The following is a 15,642-nucleotide window of genomic DNA, read 5'->3' as shown; positions in this document are numbered from 1 at the left end:
GGGGGGGGGGGGGGGTGGGGGTGCCCGGGGCGGTGGGGTAGGTGCCCGGGGTGGTGGGGGCCGGGGGGGCCGCGGCGGCGGCTTCGGCCTTTTCCACCGCCTTGCGGGCGGCGGCGAGTTCCTTCGGCTCCTCGGCGGCCGGGTCCAGCGCGGGCGGGGCCGGGACGGTCCACATCCACTCGCGCAGCTTGTCCCGCTCGTGGGTCAGCTCGTGGATGTCGGTCTCCGCGTACTCGAACTCCGGCGACCAGAACAGGGCGTCGAAGGGGCACACCTCGATGCAGATGCCGCAGTACATGCACAGCGAGAAGTCGATGGCGAAGCGGTCGAGGACGTTGCGGCTGCGCTCGCGGCCGCCGGGGGTGGAGGCCGGCACCGTCTCCTTGTGGGAGTCGATGTAGATGCACCAGTCGGGGCACTCGCGGGCGCACAGCATGCAGACCGTGCAGTTCTCCTCGAACAGGCCGATGACCCCGCGGGAGCGGGGCGGGAGTTCGGGCTGGACCTCGGGGTACTGGGCGGTGTGCGCGCGCTTCGTCATCGTGCGCAGCGTCACGGCCAGGCCCTTGGCGAGGCCGGATCCGGGGATGGGCATCAGTTGATCGCCACCTTCACGATGCCGGTGAGCGCGATCTGGGCGAGCGCGAGGGGGATGAGTACGGTCCAGGCGAGCTTCTGGAGCTGGTCCTCGCGCAGGCGCGGGTAGCTGACCCGCAGCCAGATCACGACGAACGCCAGGACCGCGACCTTGAGCAGGGTCCAGACCCAGCCGAGGTCCTCGGCGCCGAGGGGTCCGTGCCAGCCGCCGAGGAAGAGGACGGTGGTGAGGCCGCAGAGGACGACGATGCCGGCGTACTCGGCGAGGAGGAACAGCGCGAAGCGCAGGCCGGTGTACTCGGTGTAGGCGCCGAAGATGATCTCGGAGTCGGCGACCGGCATGTCGAAGGGCGGCCGTTGCAGCTCGGCCAGGCCGGCGATGAAGAAGACGAGCGCGCCGACGATCTGCCAGGGCAGCCACCACCACTCGAAGGCCTCGACGATGCCGGGGAGGGACACCGTTCCGGCGGCCATGGCGACGGAGGCGGCGGCGAGCAGCATGGGGAGCTCGTAGGCGAGCAGCTGGGCGGCGGTGCGGAGGCCGCCGAGCATGGAGAACTTGTTGGCGGACGCCCAGCCGGCCATGAGGGAGCCGAGGACCCCGACGCCCATGACGGCGAGCACGAAGAACAGGCCCGCGTCGATGACCTGGCCGACCGCGCCCTCGCCCGGCCCGACCGGGATGGCGAGGAGGACGAGGAGGTACGGGAGCAGGGCGACGGCGGGTGCCAGTTGGAAGATCCGGCGGTCGGCGTTGGCCGGGACGATGTCTTCCTTCTGCGCGAACTTCACTCCGTCGGCGACGAGCTGGGCCCAGCCGTGGAAGCCGCCCGCGTACATGGGGCCGAGCCGGCCCTGCATGTGGGCCATCACCTTGTGCTCGGCCTGCCCGACGACGAGCGGGAGCACGAGGAAGACGGCGAAGACGACGATCAGTCGCAGTGCGACGTCGAGGACGTCGTTCACGCGTCGCCTCCGTTGTCGGGGGTGGGGTCCGGCTCGGGGGCCGGTTCGGTTTTCGGTGCCGTCTTCGGCTCGGGGGCCGGGGCCGGTTCGGGCTTCGGTTCCGGGGCCGGTTCCGGGGCCGGGCCCGTCGCGCGGGTCGGGTCGGCCGGCGGCTCCGTGAAGGCGGGCTTCGGGTCGTGCCAGGGCGCGTCCGCGCTCCGGGGCGCCGGCCGCCTCGGCGTCTCCGGGCCGGGGGCGGCCTGGCTGACCGAGCCGTCCCCCGCCGAGCGGGTACGCCGGGCCGGCCGGGCGGCGTCGGGGGCGGGCCCGGCCGGGGCGGCCTGGCTCGCGGAGCCGTCCGCGACCGAGCGCGTACGCCGGGCCGGGCGGGCGGCGCCGGAAGCGGGCCCGGCCGCATCCGCGCCGGGAGTCTCCCCCGCGCCAGAGGCCGGAGCGGCGCCAGGGGCTGCCCCCGCGCCAGGGCTCGCCCCCGCGCCAGAGACCGGAGCGGCGCCGGGAGTCGTCCCCGCGTCCGCGGTCCGGGGCGGCGGGCCGTCGCCGGTCGCGCGGGTGCGGCGGGCCGGGGCGCCCTCGCGGGCGGCGGCGCCGGCCGCTCCCGCGGCGCGCGCGCCGCGGGCGGGGCGGGCCGGGGCCGGCGGGAGCTGGCCCTTCATCGGGCCCCAGTCGTTGGGGTCCGGGACGCCGGGCGGGAGCATCTGGCGGCGCTTCGGGCCGTCGGGGTCGGCGCCCTCGCCCGGCTCCTTGGCGCCCGGCCAGGCCTTGGCGACGCGCGCCGCCAGGACGAAGTCCTTGCGCAGCGGGTGCCCTTCGAAGTTCTCCGGGAGGAGGAGCGGGACGAGGTGCGGGTGGTCGGTGAAGACCACCCCGAACATCTCGAAGGTCTCGCGCTCGTGCCATTCCGCCCCCGCGTAGACGGCGACGGCGGAGGCCAGCGACGGCGCCGCGTGCGGGACGGTGGTGCGCAGCAGCAGGCGGCGTACGCGGTGGTTCTCCAGCGACACGACGTGCGCGCAGATCCGGAAGCCGGTGCCCGGCTCGTCGACCGCGCTCAGCCAGTCGAAGTACGTGCAGCCCAGCTTGTCCCGGGCGATCTCGAGGGAGGCGATCCAGGAGCCGACGGGAACGTCGACCGTCAGGAGGTCGTACGCGTACGAGCCCACCGCCTCCTCGCCGAAGACCGTGGACGCCGCGTCGGGCAGGGAGTCGTAGAGGTTCACGCGCCGGCTCCCGGGGCGGGCGGGGGCGTGACCAGGCCGCTGGTGAGCTGCCCGACCGACGGGGCCTGCGCGTAGCGCTCCGCCAGGGACTCGCGGGCGATCTTCTCCTGGAGCTTGAGGATGCCCTGGAGGAGCGCCTCGGGGCGCGGCGGGCAGCCCGGTACGTAGACGTCGACGGGGATGATCTGGTCGACGCCCTTGGTCACCGAGTACGAGTCCCAGTACGGGCCGCCGCAGTTGGAGCAGGCGCCGAAGGAGATGACGTACTTCGGCTCCGGCATCTGCTCGTACAGCCGCTTGACGGCCGGGGCCATCTTGTCGGTGACGGTGCCCGAGACGATCATGAGGTCCGCCTGCCGGGGCCCGGGCGCGAAGGGGATGACGCCCAGGCGGATGAAGTCGTGCCGCGCCATCGACGCGGCGATGAACTCGATCGCGCAGCAGGCCAGGCCGAAGTTGAAGACCCACAGGCTGTAGCGGCGGCCCCAGTTGAGGACCACCTTCATGGGCTCGGGGGCGAGGCGGGAGAGCACGCCGAGCCGCTTCGGCTCGGGGAGCGGCTGCGGCCGGGACGGTGTCACGTCCATTCGAGGACGCCCTTCTTGTACGCGTAGAGCAGGCCGACGGCCAGGAAGCCCAGGAAGACGAACATCTCCACGAGCGTCGTGGCGCCGTAGCCGGCGGCGGCGAACACGGTCGCCCAGGGGAACAGGAAGATCGAGTCGACGGCGAAGATGACGTAGAGGAAGGCGTAGACGTAGTAGCGGACCTGGGTGTGGGCCCAGCCCTCGCCGACCGGGTCGACGCCGCACTCGTACGTCAGCAGCTTCTCGGGCGTCGGGACGGAGGGCCGCAGCAGGCGGTTCGCGGTGAAGGCCACCGTCACGAAGAGCACACCGAGGACGGCGAGCAGGCCGACGACCGAATAACTCCGGAAGTAGTCCGCGGCGAGCACGGTCACGGTCGATACCGTTGGTTCGGGCACGTCCGTCTTCGCTCCTCGGCCACTGTCGGCGATCTGTTACGGACGGGAGTCTAGGGCCTGCCTTCCGCGGGGTGGGGTTATCCCCCGTTCACAGCACCCCGGCCACCCCATGGCATCAGCGGGGGCCGCTTGGCAGGCTGTGCCGCATGACCGCGAGCATCCTGACGAACGACACCGCCGGCGACGACCGGCCGCCGCCCGTACGCCCCGCCTTCGACGCCGTGACGTGGAAGGAGATCGCCCACCTGCTGGGCAACCTGCCGGTGTCGCTGGTCGGTTTCGTCTACACGGTCGTCATGGTCAGCGTCTCGGGCGGTCTGTCCGTGACCGCGGTCGGGCTTCCGCTGCTCGCCGGCGGTCTCTTCCTGTCCCGGCAGCTGGGACGGCTGGAGCGGGCCCGGGCCCGGGCGCTGCTCGGGGTACGGGTGGACGAGCCGACCCCGATCCCCGGCCCGAAGCGGACCGGCGGCTTCTTCCCCTGGCTGTGGACGAGCCTCAAGGACCCGGTGGCCTGGCGGACGGTGCTGTACGAACTGATCCGGCTGCCGTGGGGGGTGCTGACCTTCACCACCGTGCTGACCGGGCTGTTCGTGCTGTGGCCGGTGCTGCCGTACGTGGTGCGGGCGCTGGCGAACGTGGACCGGGCGATGGTACGGGGGCTGCTCTCGCCCTCCGACGAGCTGGAGCGGCGGATCGCGGAGCTGGAGTCCGACCGGGGCGTCGTCGTCGACACGGCGGCGGCGGACCTGCGGCGCATCGAGCGGGACCTGCACGACGGGGCGCAGGCCCGGCTGGTGGCGCTGGCCATGGGGCTCGGCCTGGCGAAGGAGAAGCTGCTGGAGGACCCGGAGGGCGCGGCGGCGATGGTCGACGAGGCCCACGGGGAAGTGAAGCTGGCGCTGCGCGAACTGCGGGACCTGGCGCGGGGCATCCACCCGGCCGTGCTGACCGACCGGGGGCTGGACGCGGCGCTGTCGTCGGTGGCGGCGCGGTGCCTGGTGCCGGTGAAGGTGGCGGTGGACCTGCCGGCGCGGCCGGCGGAGGCGATCGAGGGGATCGCGTACTTCGTGGTGTCGGAGCTGCTCCAGAACGTGAGCAAGCACGCGGGCGCGCGGGGCGCGGGCGTGGAGGTGTGGAAGTCCGGGGCGCGGCTGCTGATCCGGGTGTCGGACGACGGGCGCGGCGGGGCCCGGCCGGCCGGCGGGACCGGCATGGCGGGGCTCGCGGAGCGGCTGGAGGCGGTGGACGGGGTGTTCGTCGTGGACTCCCCCGAGGGGGCGGGGACGGTGGTCACGGCGGAGCTGCCGTGGCGCGACCGCGCCGGGTCGCTGGGACCGCTGGGCCGGGCGCACTGACCCCGCCGGGTCGCCGGGACCGCTGGGCCGGACACACCGATCGGGCCGGGTCGCCGGAACCGCTGGACCAGGCGCACCGCTGGACCGGGGCACTGACCGGGCCAGGTCGCCGGGACCGCTGGACCGGGGCACTGACCGCGCCGGACCCGGCCGGAGGCGCGGCCTCGGGCTGCCGGCCCGGCCGTAGGTGTGGCCGTGGGACTCCCGTCCGGGTGGGCGGGGGTCCTTCGGCGTTCGCGCCGCCCCGCAGAGCGGCCGCGGCCCGTACCGGTGCACTGCCCCACCGGCCGACCGCACGCGTCGACGCGGGGCATCCACCCGGCCGTGCTGACCGACCGGGTGGGCGGGGGCCTTCGGCGTTCGCGGCCGCTCGTCGCAGCGGGCTCCGCGGCGGTGGCGCGGGCGCCCGGTCTCGTCGCCGGGGCGCTCGCCGGGGCGTTCGCCGGGGTGGGGTTATCCCCCCGGTGGACAGGCCGACCCGCCGCATGGTTCGGCGGGGCCCCTGACGGCAGGGTGGAGGTACAGGCGGGGCACGAGCGGGGCGACGGAAAGGGCTGGTCGGGATCATGGGCAACGGCGAGGACGGCGGCGGCGCGGGCGGTGGGGTCGGTGCGGTGCTGCGGGCTCCGCTCGCGGCGCGGACCTGGCGTGAGTTCGGGTACCTGCTGAGCGGGCTGCCGCTGAGCGTCCTGTACTTCTCGCTGGCGGTCACCGGGGTGAGCCTCGGCGCCGGGCTGCTCGTCACCTTCCTCGGCATCCCGGTCCTGGCGGGCGTACTGGCCGTGTGCCGCGGGTTCGGCCACCTGGAGCGGGCGCGGGTGCGCACCCTGCTCGGGGTGGACGTCGCCGATCCCGCGCCGGTCCGGGCGAAGAAGGGCGGGGCGCTGTCCGCGATGGGGGCGCTGCTCAAGAGCGGGAGCGCGTGGCGGCACGTGCTGTACTGCGTGGTCCACTTCCCGTGGGCGGTGTTCGGGTTCGTGGTGGCACTGGTGTTCTGGGCGGTCGGCTGGACCTACCTGCTGTACCCGCTGTGGTTCTGGGTGTTCCCGGCCTTCACCGACCAGCCCGGTCTGCAGCTGTTCCAGAACGGCGACTACTCCTACTACCTCGACTCCCCCGCCGCGATCGTCCTCACCTCCCTGATCGGGCTGGCGTTCACGCTCGCCACCCCGTGGGTCATCCGGGCCCTGACCACCATCGACCGGGTCTTGGTCGGCGGGCTGCTCGGGCCGTCCCGGCTGGACACCCGGGTCATCGAGCTGGAGTCCGGCCGGGGTGTGGTCGTGGACACCGCCGCGGCCGACCTGCGGCGCATCGAGCGCGATCTGCACGACGGGGCGCAGGCCCGGCTGGTGGCGCTCGCCATGGACCTGGGACTGGCGAAGGAGAAGCTGCGGGAGGACCCGCGGGCCGCGGCGCGGATGGTGGACGAGGCCCACGGGGAGGTGAAGACCGCCCTGCGGGAGCTGCGCGACCTGGCCCGCGGGATCCATCCGGCCGTGCTGACCGACCGGGGGCTGGACGCGGCGCTGTCCGCGGTGGCCTCGCGGTGCGCGGTACCGGTGCGGGTGGCGGTGGACCTTCCGGCGCGGCCCGCGGCGGCGATCGAGGGGATCGCGTACTTCACGGTCTCGGAGCTGCTCCAGAACATCAGCAAGCACGCCTCGGCCCGGGCCGCCTCGATCGACGTGTGGAAGGCCGGGGAGCGGATGCTGATCCAGGTCTCCGACGACGGCCGGGGCGGCGCGGACCCGGAGTCCGGGACGGGGCTGGCGGGCCTCTCGGAGCGGCTGGACGCGGTGGACGGCGTACTGGTGGTCGACTCGCCCGCGGAGGGCGGTACGAGGGTGACCGCCGGACTCCCCTGGCGGTCCTAGGGGGGTCGTCAAACTCGCTCCTGCCGTGCGGGCGTACGGAACGGCTTCGCCGACACCCCCAGCCCCGGCCGGGCCCGGCCGCTCCCGCCCGGCCCCGCGCCGCCCGCCCCGGCCCCGCGCGAGCCCGCCCCGGCCCCGCGCGAGCCCGCCCCGCCCCGCGCCGACCGCCCCGCCCCGCCCCGCCCCGCCCCGGCAACTCCCGCCGTCCGGCGCCGGTGTGCGGCGGGCCGGGGCCGCTCGGGTTCCTCCGCATGTGAAAACTCCCCCCGAACGCGCACCCGTTGTCCCGGCTCTGCCTTGATCCGGGCTTGAGGCTGGGATGCTTGGCTGAGCCAGGTGGTACGGGTACGAGTGGACGCGGGAGCTGCTGAATCGTGGAAGACAGGGTGCGGGTGGTCATCGCCGAGGATTCGGTGCTGCTGAGGGAGGGCCTGACCCGGCTGCTGACCGACCGGGGGCATGACGTCGTCGCCGGCGTCGGGGACGCCGAAGCCCTGATCAAGACGGTGGACGAGCTGGCGGCGGAGAACGCGCTGCCGGACGTGGTGGTGGCCGACGTACGGATGCCGCCGACGCATACCGACGAGGGCGTACGGGCGGCCGTCCGGCTGCGGCGCGACCATCCGGGCATAGGCGTGCTCGTGCTGTCGCAGTACGTGGAGGAGCAGTACGCCACCGAGCTGCTGGCGGGCTCCTCGACCGGGGTGGGGTACCTGCTCAAGGACCGGGTCGCCGACGTACGGGATTTCCTGGACGCGGTGGTGCGGGTGGCCCGGGGCGGTACCGCACTGGATCCCGAGGTCGTCGCGCAGCTGCTGGGCCGCAGCCGCAAGCAGGACGTGCTGGCGGGGCTGACCCCCCGGGAGCGCGAGGTACTGGGGCTGATGGCCGAAGGCCGTACCAATTCCGCCGTGGCGAAGCAGCTGGTCGTGAGCGACGGAGCGGTGGAGAAGCACGTCAGCAACATCTTCATGAAGCTGGGCCTGTCACCGAGTGACGGGGATCACCGGCGTGTACTGGCCGTTCTCACCTATCTGAAGTCTTGATCGACTGACACTCTGTCAGATATGGCATACCGGCCGGATCGTCTCAAGGTACGGTCCGACGGTCCAGAATGTGGCCGCTCCACGGGAGTGCACTCCTACGGACGTAGGGTGGATCCCGGGGGTGCCCACGCCTCGAAGGAGGTCCAGTTCAGTGACCAGCCAGGTCAGCAGCCCGGCCGAGCAGGCCGACGGGGCCGGGGGTGCGGTTGTCGGCGGACCGCGCACTCCGGCGGGCCCGGGCGGCAAGGAAGTCCGCCGCCTCGATCGTGTGATCATCAGATTCGCGGGCGACTCGGGTGACGGTATGCAGCTCACCGGTGACCGGTTCACCTCGGAGACGGCGTCGTTCGGCAACGACCTGTCGACGCTCCCGAACTTCCCCGCCGAGATCCGCGCTCCCGCCGGAACACTGCCGGGCGTCTCCTCCTTCCAGCTCCACTTCGCCGACCACGACATCCTCACGCCGGGGGACGCGCCGAACGTGCTGGTCGCGATGAACCCCGCGGCCCTGAAGGCGAACATCGGGGACGTGCCGCGCGGCGCGGAGATCATCGTCAACACCGACGAGTTCACCAAGCGCCCCATGGCCAAGGTGGGCTACGAGACCTCCCCCCTGGACGACGGCTCGCTCGACGCCTACAACCTCCACCCCGTGCCGCTGACGACGCTCACGCTCGAGGCACTGAAGGAGTTCGGGCTCCCCCGCAAGGAGGCCGAGCGCAGCAAGAACATGTTCGCGCTGGGCCTGCTGTCGTGGATGTACCACCGGCCCACCGAGGGGACCGAGAGCTTCCTGCGGCAGAAGTTCGCGAAGAAGCCGGACATCGCTGAGGCCAACGTCGCCGCCTTCCGGGCGGGCTGGAACTTCGGCGAGACCACCGAGGACTTCGCGGTCTCCTACGAGGTGGCGCCCGCCACCCGCGCCTTCCCGACCGGCACCTACCGCAACATCTCCGGGAACCTGGCCCTGTCGTACGGGCTGATCGCGGCCGGCCGGCAGGCGGATCTGCCGCTCTACCTGGGCTCGTACCCGATCACCCCGGCCTCCGACATCCTGCACGAGCTGAGCCGGCACAAGAACTTCGGCGTACGGACCTTCCAGGCCGAGGACGAGATCGCCGGCATCGGCGCGGCCCTCGGGGCGGCCTTCGGCGGCTCGCTCGCCGTGACGACCACCTCCGGGCCGGGCGTGGCCCTGAAGTCGGAGGCGATCGGGCTCGCGGTCTCCCTCGAACTGCCGCTGCTGATCGTGGACATCCAGCGCGGCGGCCCGTCCACCGGCCTGCCGACCAAGACCGAGCAGGCCGACCTGCTCCAGGCCATGTACGGGCGCAACGGCGAGGCCCCGGTCCCGATCGTGGCCCCGCGCACCCCGGCGGACTGCTTCGACGCCGCCCTCGACGCGGCCCGGATCGCGCTCGCCTACCGGACCCCCGTGTTCCTGCTCTCCGACGGCTACCTCGCCAACGGCTCGGAGCCCTGGAAGATCCCCGACGTGGACGACCTCCCGGACCTGAAGGTCCCGTTCGCGGCCGGGCCCAACCACGAGCTGGCCGACGGCACCGAGGTCTTCTGGCCGTACAAGCGCGACCCGGAGACCCTGGCCCGCCCCTGGGCCGTGCCCGGCACCCCCGGCCTCGAACACCGCATCGGCGGCATCGAGAAGCAGGACGGCACCGGCAACATCTCGTACGACCCGGCCAACCACGACCTGATGGTCCGCACCCGTCAGGCCAAGATCGACGGCATCGACGTCCCCGACCTGGACGTCGACGACCCGGACGGGGCCCGCACGCTGGTCCTCGGCTGGGGCTCCACGTACGGCCCCATCACCGCCGCCGTCCGACGGCTGCGCCTGGCCGGGCGGCCCGTCGCGCAGGCCCACCTGCGCCACCTGAACCCCTTCCCCGGGAATCTGGGCGAGGTGCTGGGGCACTACGAGAAGGTCGTGGTGCCGGAGATGAACCTCGGACAGCTCGCCACCCTGATCCGGGCGAAATACCTGGTCGACGCCCAGTCGTACAACCAGGTCAACGGCATGCCGTTCAAGGCGGAGCAGCTCGCGACGGTCCTCGAGGAGGCCATCAATGACTGAGGTGACCGAGGTGACCGACGCCCCCGATGCGACCCCGACGCCGGCGCCGACCCTGCTGTCCCTCGTGCCGAAGGCCGAGGCCAAGCAGTCGATGAAGGACTTCAAGTCGGACCAGGAGGTCCGCTGGTGCCCCGGCTGCGGCGACTACGCGGTCCTGGCCGCCGTGCAGGGGTTCATGCCCGAGCTGGGGCTGGCGAAGGAGAACATCGTCTTCGTCTCCGGAATCGGCTGCTCCTCCCGCTTCCCGTACTACATGAACACCTACGGGATGCACTCCATCCACGGCCGCGCCCCGGCCATCGCGACCGGGCTGGCCACCTCGCGCCGTGACCTGTCGGTGTGGGTTGTCACGGGGGACGGCGACGCCCTCTCCATCGGCGGCAACCACCTCATCCACGCCCTGCGCCGCAACGTCAACCTCAAGATCCTCCTGTTCAACAACCGGATCTACGGCCTGACGAAGGGGCAGTACTCCCCCACCTCCGAGGTCGGCAAGATCACCAAGTCGACCCCGATGGGCTCCCTGGACGCGCCCTTCAACCCGGTGTCCCTCGCGATCGGCGCGGAGGCCAGCTTCGTCGCCCGCACCGTCGACTCGGACCGCAAGCACCTGACCGAGGTGCTGCGCCAGGCCGCCGACCACCAGGGCACGGCGCTGGTGGAGATCTATCAGAACTGCAACATCTTCAACGACGGCGCCTTCGATGTCCTCAAGGACAAGGAGCGGGCCGAGGAGGCCGTGATCCGGCTGGAGCACGGAAAGCCGATCCGGTTCGGCGCAGACGGGGGCAAGGGCGTGGTCCGCGATCCGGCCACCGGAGACCTGGAGGTCGTCGCCGTGACTCCGGAGAACGAGTCGCAGGTCTTGGTCCACGACGCGAGCGGCACCAGCCCCACGCACGCCTTCGCGCTGTCGCGGCTGGCCGACCCCGACACGCTGCACCACACCCCCATCGGGGTCTTCCGCAGCGTCGCGCGCCCGGTCTACGACACCCTCATGGCCGAGCAGCTCGACGCGGCCGTCGACCAGAGCGGCAAGGGCGACCTCGGCGCCCTCCTGGCCGGCCCCGACACCTGGACCGTCGTCGGCTGACCCGTACGGCGCCCGGCCGGAGCCCGGACCTCCCGCAGCGGAGGTCCGGGCTCCGGTGCGTGCGCGCCCCGGCGTGAAGGACGCGGCAAGCGACCCCCAAAAGCACTTTCTAAAAGTTAGCGCTTACCGTAGGGTGGCACTATCGTCCCGCCCCACGAGGAGAGCAATCATGAGCATCGTCGTCACCGGAGCCACCGGAGCACTCGGCCGTCTCGTCGTCGAAGAGCTGCTGGACCGGGTCCCCGCCGACCGGGTAGCCGTCGTCGTCCGCGACCCCGCGAAGGCCGCCGACCTGGCCGGGCGCGGCGTGGACGTCCGCGTCGCCGACTACGACGACCCCGCCGCCCTGGCCGGCGCCTTCCGGGCCGGCGACCGGGTGCTGCTCATCTCCGGCAACCAGATCGGGCGCCGCGTCGCCCAGCACACCGCCGTACTGGAGGCCGCCCGGGCCGCCGGCGTGGCGCAGCTCGCCTACACCGGCGTCCTCGGCGGCCCCGAGGCCGACTTCGACCTGGCCGCCGAGCACAGGGCCACCGAGCGGGCCGTCCTCGACTCCGGGGTGCCGTACACCTTCCTGCGCAACGGCTGGTACCACGAGAACTACACCGCCCAGCTCCCCGCCTCCCTGGAGCGGGGCACCGTCATCGCCAGCGCGGGCGGGGGCCGGGTCGCCTCGGCGGCGCGGGCGGACTACGCCGCCGCGGCGGCCGTGGCACTGACCGGCGAGGGCCACCTGAACCGGGCCTACGAGCTGTCCGGGGACACCGCCTGGAGCTTCGCGGAGTACACCGCGGAGCTGTCGGCGCAGTCGGGCCGGGAGGTCACGTACACCGAGGTCCCGGCCGCCGAGCACCTGGCGGCGCTGACCGGCGCCGGGGTGCCCGAGGCCTTCGCGGCGATCCTCGTCGACGTGGACGCGGCCATCGCCCGCGGCCGCCTGGCGGGCACCAGCGGGGACCTGGCCCGGCTGATCGGGCGGCCGACGACGCCGGTGGCGGAGGCGATCAGCGCCGCCCTGGTCTGATCCGCCGCCCCGGCCGATCCGCCGCGCCGGCCCGATCCGTCCGGGTGCGCGTACCCGGACCGCCGCGGGCGCGGGCGGACCTCCTCACTGTCATGAGTCTCGTGCTAGAACGGGCATGACATCCGGGGCGCGCGGCGCTACCGTCGTGAGGTTGGCCGGAAATCGCACAGGAGGATCCCGTGAAGCCACGGACCGAGCAGCGCACGGGTTTGCTCAGCGGTTTCGCCGCATACGGCCTGTGGGGGCTGGTTCCCCTCTTCTGGCCGCTGCTCAAGCCCTCCGGCGCGCTCGAGATCCTCGCCCACCGCATGGTGTGGTCCCTCGCCGTGGTCGGGATCGCCCTGCTCGCGCTGCGGCGCTGGGGCTGGATACGGGAGCTGCTCCGCCAGCCGCGCAAGCTCGTCCTGACGACGCTGGCCGCCTCGGTCATCACCGTCAACTGGGGCCTGTACATCTGGTCCGTCAACAGCGGCCACGTCGTCGAGGCGAGCCTCGGCTACTTCATCAATCCCCTGGTCAGCATCGCGATCGGCGTGCTGGTGCTCGGTGAGCGGCTGCGGCGCGCGCAGTGGGCGGCGGTCGGGATCACCGTCGTCGCCGTACTGGTGCTCGCCGTCGGCTACGGGCGTCCGCCGTGGATCTCCCTGACCCTGGCCTTCTCCTTCGCGGCGTACGGCCTGATCAAGAAGAAGCTCGGCATGGGTGGGCTGGAGTCCCTCGCCGCCGAGACGGCCGTGCTGTTCCTGCCCGCCCTCGGCTACCTGCTGTGGCTGGGCGCGCAGGGCCGGTCCACCTTCGCCTCGTACGGGGCCGGGCACACGGCGCTGCTCGCCGCGACCGGGCTGGTCACCGCGATCCCGCTGGTGTGCTTCGGGGCGGCCGCGATCCGGGTCCCGCTGTCGACCCTGGGCCTGCTCCAGTACCTGGCTCCGGTATTCCAGTTCGGGCTGGGCGTCCTCTACTTCCACGAGGCCATGCCGCCCGAGCGCTGGGCCGGCTTCTCCCTGGTGTGGGCGGCGCTCACCCTGCTGACCTGGGACGCGCTGCGCACGGCGCGGCGGTCGCGGGTACGGCTCGAAGTCGCCCCCCTCGCCGTGCCGGCACCGGCGCGCGAACCGGCGTAACCGCTCACACACCGCCCCCACGGTCCCCGTACGGAACTCCCGTACCGGGGACCGTCCGTTTTCCGAACCACCTTGACCGGATTGTGGTCTTGACGGGCAGTCACGCTCTCACTGAACATCAGGCTCGCACTGACGCACTATCGCTCACCTGCTCTATCACGCTCGTTCCGTCATATCCCCGCGGAATCCCGGAGCCCCCACATGAGCCTGTCCGTCTCCCGGCGCCTCGCTGCCGTGACCGCGTTCGCGGTCGCCGGCCTGTTCGCCTCCACCGCCCCCGCCGCACTGGCCGCCCCCTCGGCGGCCACCGCGGCACCGACGCCGCCCGACATTCCGCTGGCCAACGTCAAGGCCCACCTCTCGCAGCTCTCGACCATCGCCGCGAACAACGGCGGCAACCGCGCCCACGGCCGGGCCGGCTACAAGGCCTCGATCGACTACGTGAAGGCCAAGCTGGACGCGGCGGGCTTCACCACCACGCTGCAGACCTTCACCTCCAGCGGCGCCACCGGCTACAACCTGATAGCCGACTGGCCGGGCGGCGACCCGAACTCGGTCCTGATGTCCGGCGCTCACCTCGACTCGGTGACGTCCGGCGCGGGCATCAACGACAACGGATCCGGCAGCGCGGCCGTGCTGGAGACCGCCCTCGCCGTCTCCCGCGCCGGCCTCCAGCCCACGAAGCACCTGCGCTTCGGCTGGTGGGGCGCGGAGGAGCTCGGCCTGATCGGGTCGAAGCACTACGTCAACAACCTGCCGACCGCCGAGCGCGCGAAGTTCGCCGGGTACCTGAACTTCGACATGATCGGCTCGCCGAACCCGGGTTACTTCGTCTACGACGACGACCCGACCATCGAGCAGACCTTCAAGAACTACTACGCGGGCCTCGGCGTCGCGACGGAGATCGAGACCGAGGGCGACGGCCGCTCGGACCACGCGTCCTTCAAGAACGTGGGCATCCCGGTCGGCGGCCTGTTCACCGGCGCCAGCCGGACGAAGACCGCGGCCCAGGTCCAGAAGTGGGGCGGCACCTCCGGTCAGGCCTTCGACCGCTGCTACCACTCGTCCTGCGACTCGTTGACGAACATCAACGACACCGCCCTGGACCGCAACGCCGACGCCATCGCCTACGCGATCTGGAACCTCGGGGCCTCCACCCCGGTCCCGCCGGGCCCGTCGTTCGAGAACACCGCGGACGTGAACATCCCGGACTCCCCGGCCGCCGCGGTCACCTCGCCGATCATGGTCTCCGGCGTCGCCGGCAACGCGCCCGCCACCACCAAGGTCGACGTCAACATCGTCCACACGTACCGCGGTGACCTGGTCATCGACCTGCTCGCCCCGGACGGGACGGCCTACCGGCTGAAGAACTCCGCCTCGGACTCCGCGGACAACGTGATCGCCTCGTACACGGTCAACGCCTCCAGCGAGGTCGCCAACGGGGTCTGGAAGCTCCAGGTGAAGGACGTGGCCGCCCAGGACGTCGGCTACATCAACAGCTGGAAGATCACCTTCTAGCACCCGGCCGCAGGCACCACCGGCAGCCGATCGCCCGCGCCGCCGCCGTTCCCCCGCCTCCCCGGCGCGGGAGCGGCGGCGGCAGCCGCGTACGGCCGTACGGGCGTACGGCGCGCTACGCGCCCTCCGCGCGGGACCGCAGCGAGGCCGACAGCGGCTCCTGTATCCGGGCGCGCAGTTCCGCGGCCACGTCGGCCACGTCCACCCGGCCCAGCTTCGCCGCCTCGACCAGATCGCCGAGCACCTCCGGCGAGGGCAGCTGCCTGGCTCCGGCGACGCGCAGGTACGAGCGGGTCGCGGCGGCGGCGTAGAACTCGTTCATCGGCGATTCCAGCGCCGGGCACACCGCGAGGGTGTGCAGGAACGCGGCAGCCCGCCACGCGGTGTCCGGGGCGGGCTGTTCGGGTACCAGGACGAGGTCGTTCTGGTGCCGGGCGACGGCGGCTGCCACCCCTGAGGGGTCCCACACCGCGGGATCGGACGGGAGATGGTGGGCCAGGGCGGTCCAGGCCCATTCCATGGTGATCTTCAATTGCCGAACCGCTCCTGGAAGTAGCCCCAGTGGTCGGCGAACTCCTCGATCCCGGAGAGGAAGTTCTTCCGGTCGTCGTCGAGTTCGCGTTCCGTGACCTCGGTGATCAGCGCGGTGACCGTCGTTCCCAGCGCCGCCGCGCGCGCCTTCAGGCGTTCGTGGAAGTCCTCGTCCAGGCGGATGGTGACGTGTCTCGACATCCGACCACCGTAC

Annotated in this window: 15 protein-coding genes; 8 read left to right on the top strand and 7 right to left on the bottom strand. The window is 72.6% G+C overall.

Going from position 1 to position 15,642, the window contains the following annotated elements:
• From OTB16_RS29855 to OTB16_RS29835, 5 genes are all read right to left on the bottom strand, one after another.
• A partial coding sequence (locus tag OTB16_RS29855) for a NuoI/complex I 23 kDa subunit family protein (protein WP_267724158.1) occupies window positions 1-598 on the bottom strand: 598 nt, incomplete at its 3' end.
• Window positions 595-1,563 (bottom strand): complex I subunit 1/NuoH family protein, encoded by a 969-nt coding sequence (locus OTB16_RS29850; protein ID WP_267724131.1) that lies wholly within the window; start codon window positions 1,561-1,563, stop codon window positions 595-597. The genes OTB16_RS29850 and OTB16_RS29855, both read right to left, overlap by 4 nt.
• Window positions 1,560-2,780 (bottom strand): NADH-quinone oxidoreductase subunit C, encoded by a 1,221-nt coding sequence (locus OTB16_RS29845; protein ID WP_267724129.1) that lies wholly within the window; start codon window positions 2,778-2,780, stop codon window positions 1,560-1,562. The genes OTB16_RS29850 and OTB16_RS29845 overlap by 4 nt, the downstream gene beginning before the upstream one ends.
• Entirely contained in the window at window positions 2,777-3,367 is a 591-nt protein-coding gene (locus OTB16_RS29840) for an NADH-quinone oxidoreductase subunit B (RefSeq protein WP_267724127.1), read from the bottom strand. The genes OTB16_RS29845 and OTB16_RS29840 overlap by 4 nt, the downstream gene beginning before the upstream one ends.
• Entirely contained in the window at window positions 3,358-3,765 is a 408-nt protein-coding gene (locus OTB16_RS29835; RefSeq protein ID WP_267724125.1) for an NADH-quinone oxidoreductase subunit A, read from the bottom strand. Before OTB16_RS29835 ends, OTB16_RS29840 begins: the two co-directional genes overlap by 10 nt.
• Window positions 3,766-3,911: 146 nt before the next feature.
• Between OTB16_RS29835 and OTB16_RS29830 the strand changes: the two genes are divergently transcribed.
• The 8 genes from OTB16_RS29830 to OTB16_RS29795 all read left to right on the top strand — a co-directional run bounded on the left by OTB16_RS29830 (window position 3,912) and on the right by OTB16_RS29795 (window position 14,897).
• Complete coding sequence (locus OTB16_RS29830; protein WP_267724123.1) at window positions 3,912-5,120, top strand: sensor histidine kinase; 1,209 nt, start codon at window positions 3,912-3,914, stop codon at window positions 5,118-5,120.
• A 566-nt stretch (window positions 5,121-5,686) separates the two neighbouring features.
• Window positions 5,687-6,997 (top strand): sensor histidine kinase, encoded by a 1,311-nt coding sequence (locus OTB16_RS29825; RefSeq protein WP_267724121.1) that lies wholly within the window; start codon window positions 5,687-5,689, stop codon window positions 6,995-6,997.
• A gap of 386 nt (window positions 6,998-7,383) precedes the next feature.
• Window positions 7,384-8,043: a response regulator transcription factor gene (locus tag OTB16_RS29820; RefSeq protein WP_324290895.1), complete on the top strand. Its 660-nt coding sequence runs from the start codon at window positions 7,384-7,386 to the stop codon at window positions 8,041-8,043.
• A 151-nt stretch (window positions 8,044-8,194) separates the two neighbouring features.
• Window positions 8,195-10,138 carry a 2-oxoacid:acceptor oxidoreductase subunit alpha gene (locus OTB16_RS29815; RefSeq protein ID WP_267724119.1) on the top strand — a complete coding sequence of 648 codons (1,944 nt, stop codon included), beginning with the start codon at window positions 8,195-8,197 and terminating at the stop codon, window positions 10,136-10,138.
• 91 nt (window positions 10,139-10,229) lie between these two features.
• On the top strand, window positions 10,230-11,231 hold the full coding sequence (locus tag OTB16_RS29810; RefSeq protein WP_267724154.1) for a 2-oxoacid:ferredoxin oxidoreductase subunit beta: 1,002 nt from the start codon (window positions 10,230-10,232) through the stop codon (window positions 11,229-11,231).
• A gap of 169 nt (window positions 11,232-11,400) precedes the next feature.
• Window positions 11,401-12,255 carry an SDR family oxidoreductase gene (locus tag OTB16_RS29805; protein ID WP_267724117.1) on the top strand — a complete coding sequence of 285 codons (855 nt, stop codon included), beginning with the start codon at window positions 11,401-11,403 and terminating at the stop codon, window positions 12,253-12,255.
• Window positions 12,256-12,434: 179 nt separating this feature from the next.
• Entirely contained in the window at window positions 12,435-13,379 is a 945-nt protein-coding gene (rarD, locus tag OTB16_RS29800) for an EamA family transporter RarD (RefSeq protein ID WP_267724115.1), read from the top strand.
• 201 nt (window positions 13,380-13,580) lie between these two features.
• Window positions 13,581-14,897 carry a M28 family metallopeptidase gene (locus OTB16_RS29795; RefSeq protein ID WP_267724113.1) on the top strand — a complete coding sequence of 439 codons (1,317 nt, stop codon included), beginning with the start codon at window positions 13,581-13,583 and terminating at the stop codon, window positions 14,895-14,897.
• Window positions 14,898-15,012: 115 nt separating this feature from the next.
• Here the strand turns inward: OTB16_RS29795 and OTB16_RS29790 are convergent, their stop codons facing one another.
• On the bottom strand, window positions 15,013-15,429 hold the full coding sequence (locus tag OTB16_RS29790) for a hypothetical protein (protein WP_267724111.1): 417 nt from the start codon (window positions 15,427-15,429) through the stop codon (window positions 15,013-15,015).
• Window positions 15,426-15,629, bottom strand: a complete 204-nt coding sequence (locus OTB16_RS29785) for a hypothetical protein (RefSeq protein ID WP_267724109.1) — start codon at window positions 15,627-15,629, stop codon at window positions 15,426-15,428. The genes OTB16_RS29790 and OTB16_RS29785 overlap by 4 nt, the downstream gene beginning before the upstream one ends.
• Window positions 15,630-15,642 lie beyond the last annotated feature (13 nt).

This window comes from Streptomyces antarcticus (assembly GCF_026627255.1).
GTDB lineage: Bacteria > Actinomycetota > Actinomycetes > Streptomycetales > Streptomycetaceae > Streptomyces > Streptomyces antarcticus.
Note: the sequence above shows the minus strand (reverse complement) of the source record. Positions and strands in the feature narration are given on the sequence as shown.

Coding starts and splice junctions, on each gene's coding strand:
- OTB16_RS29795 (WP_267724113.1), top strand. CDS start 13,581: ATGAGCCTGTCCGTCTCCCGGCGCCTCGCTGCCGTGACCGCGTTCGCG.
- OTB16_RS29805 (WP_267724117.1), top strand. CDS start 11,401: ATGAGCATCGTCGTCACCGGAGCCACCGGAGCACTCGGCCGTCTCGTC.
- OTB16_RS29840 (WP_267724127.1), bottom strand. CDS start 3,367: ATGGACGTGACACCGTCCCGGCCGCAGCCGCTCCCCGAGCCGAAGCGG.
- OTB16_RS29825 (WP_267724121.1), top strand. CDS start 5,687: ATGGGCAACGGCGAGGACGGCGGCGGCGCGGGCGGTGGGGTCGGTGCG.
- OTB16_RS29830 (WP_267724123.1), top strand. CDS start 3,912: ATGACCGCGAGCATCCTGACGAACGACACCGCCGGCGACGACCGGCCG.
- OTB16_RS29785 (WP_267724109.1), bottom strand. CDS start 15,629: ATGTCGAGACACGTCACCATCCGCCTGGACGAGGACTTCCACGAACGC.
- OTB16_RS29810 (WP_267724154.1), top strand. CDS start 10,230: ATGAAGGACTTCAAGTCGGACCAGGAGGTCCGCTGGTGCCCCGGCTGC.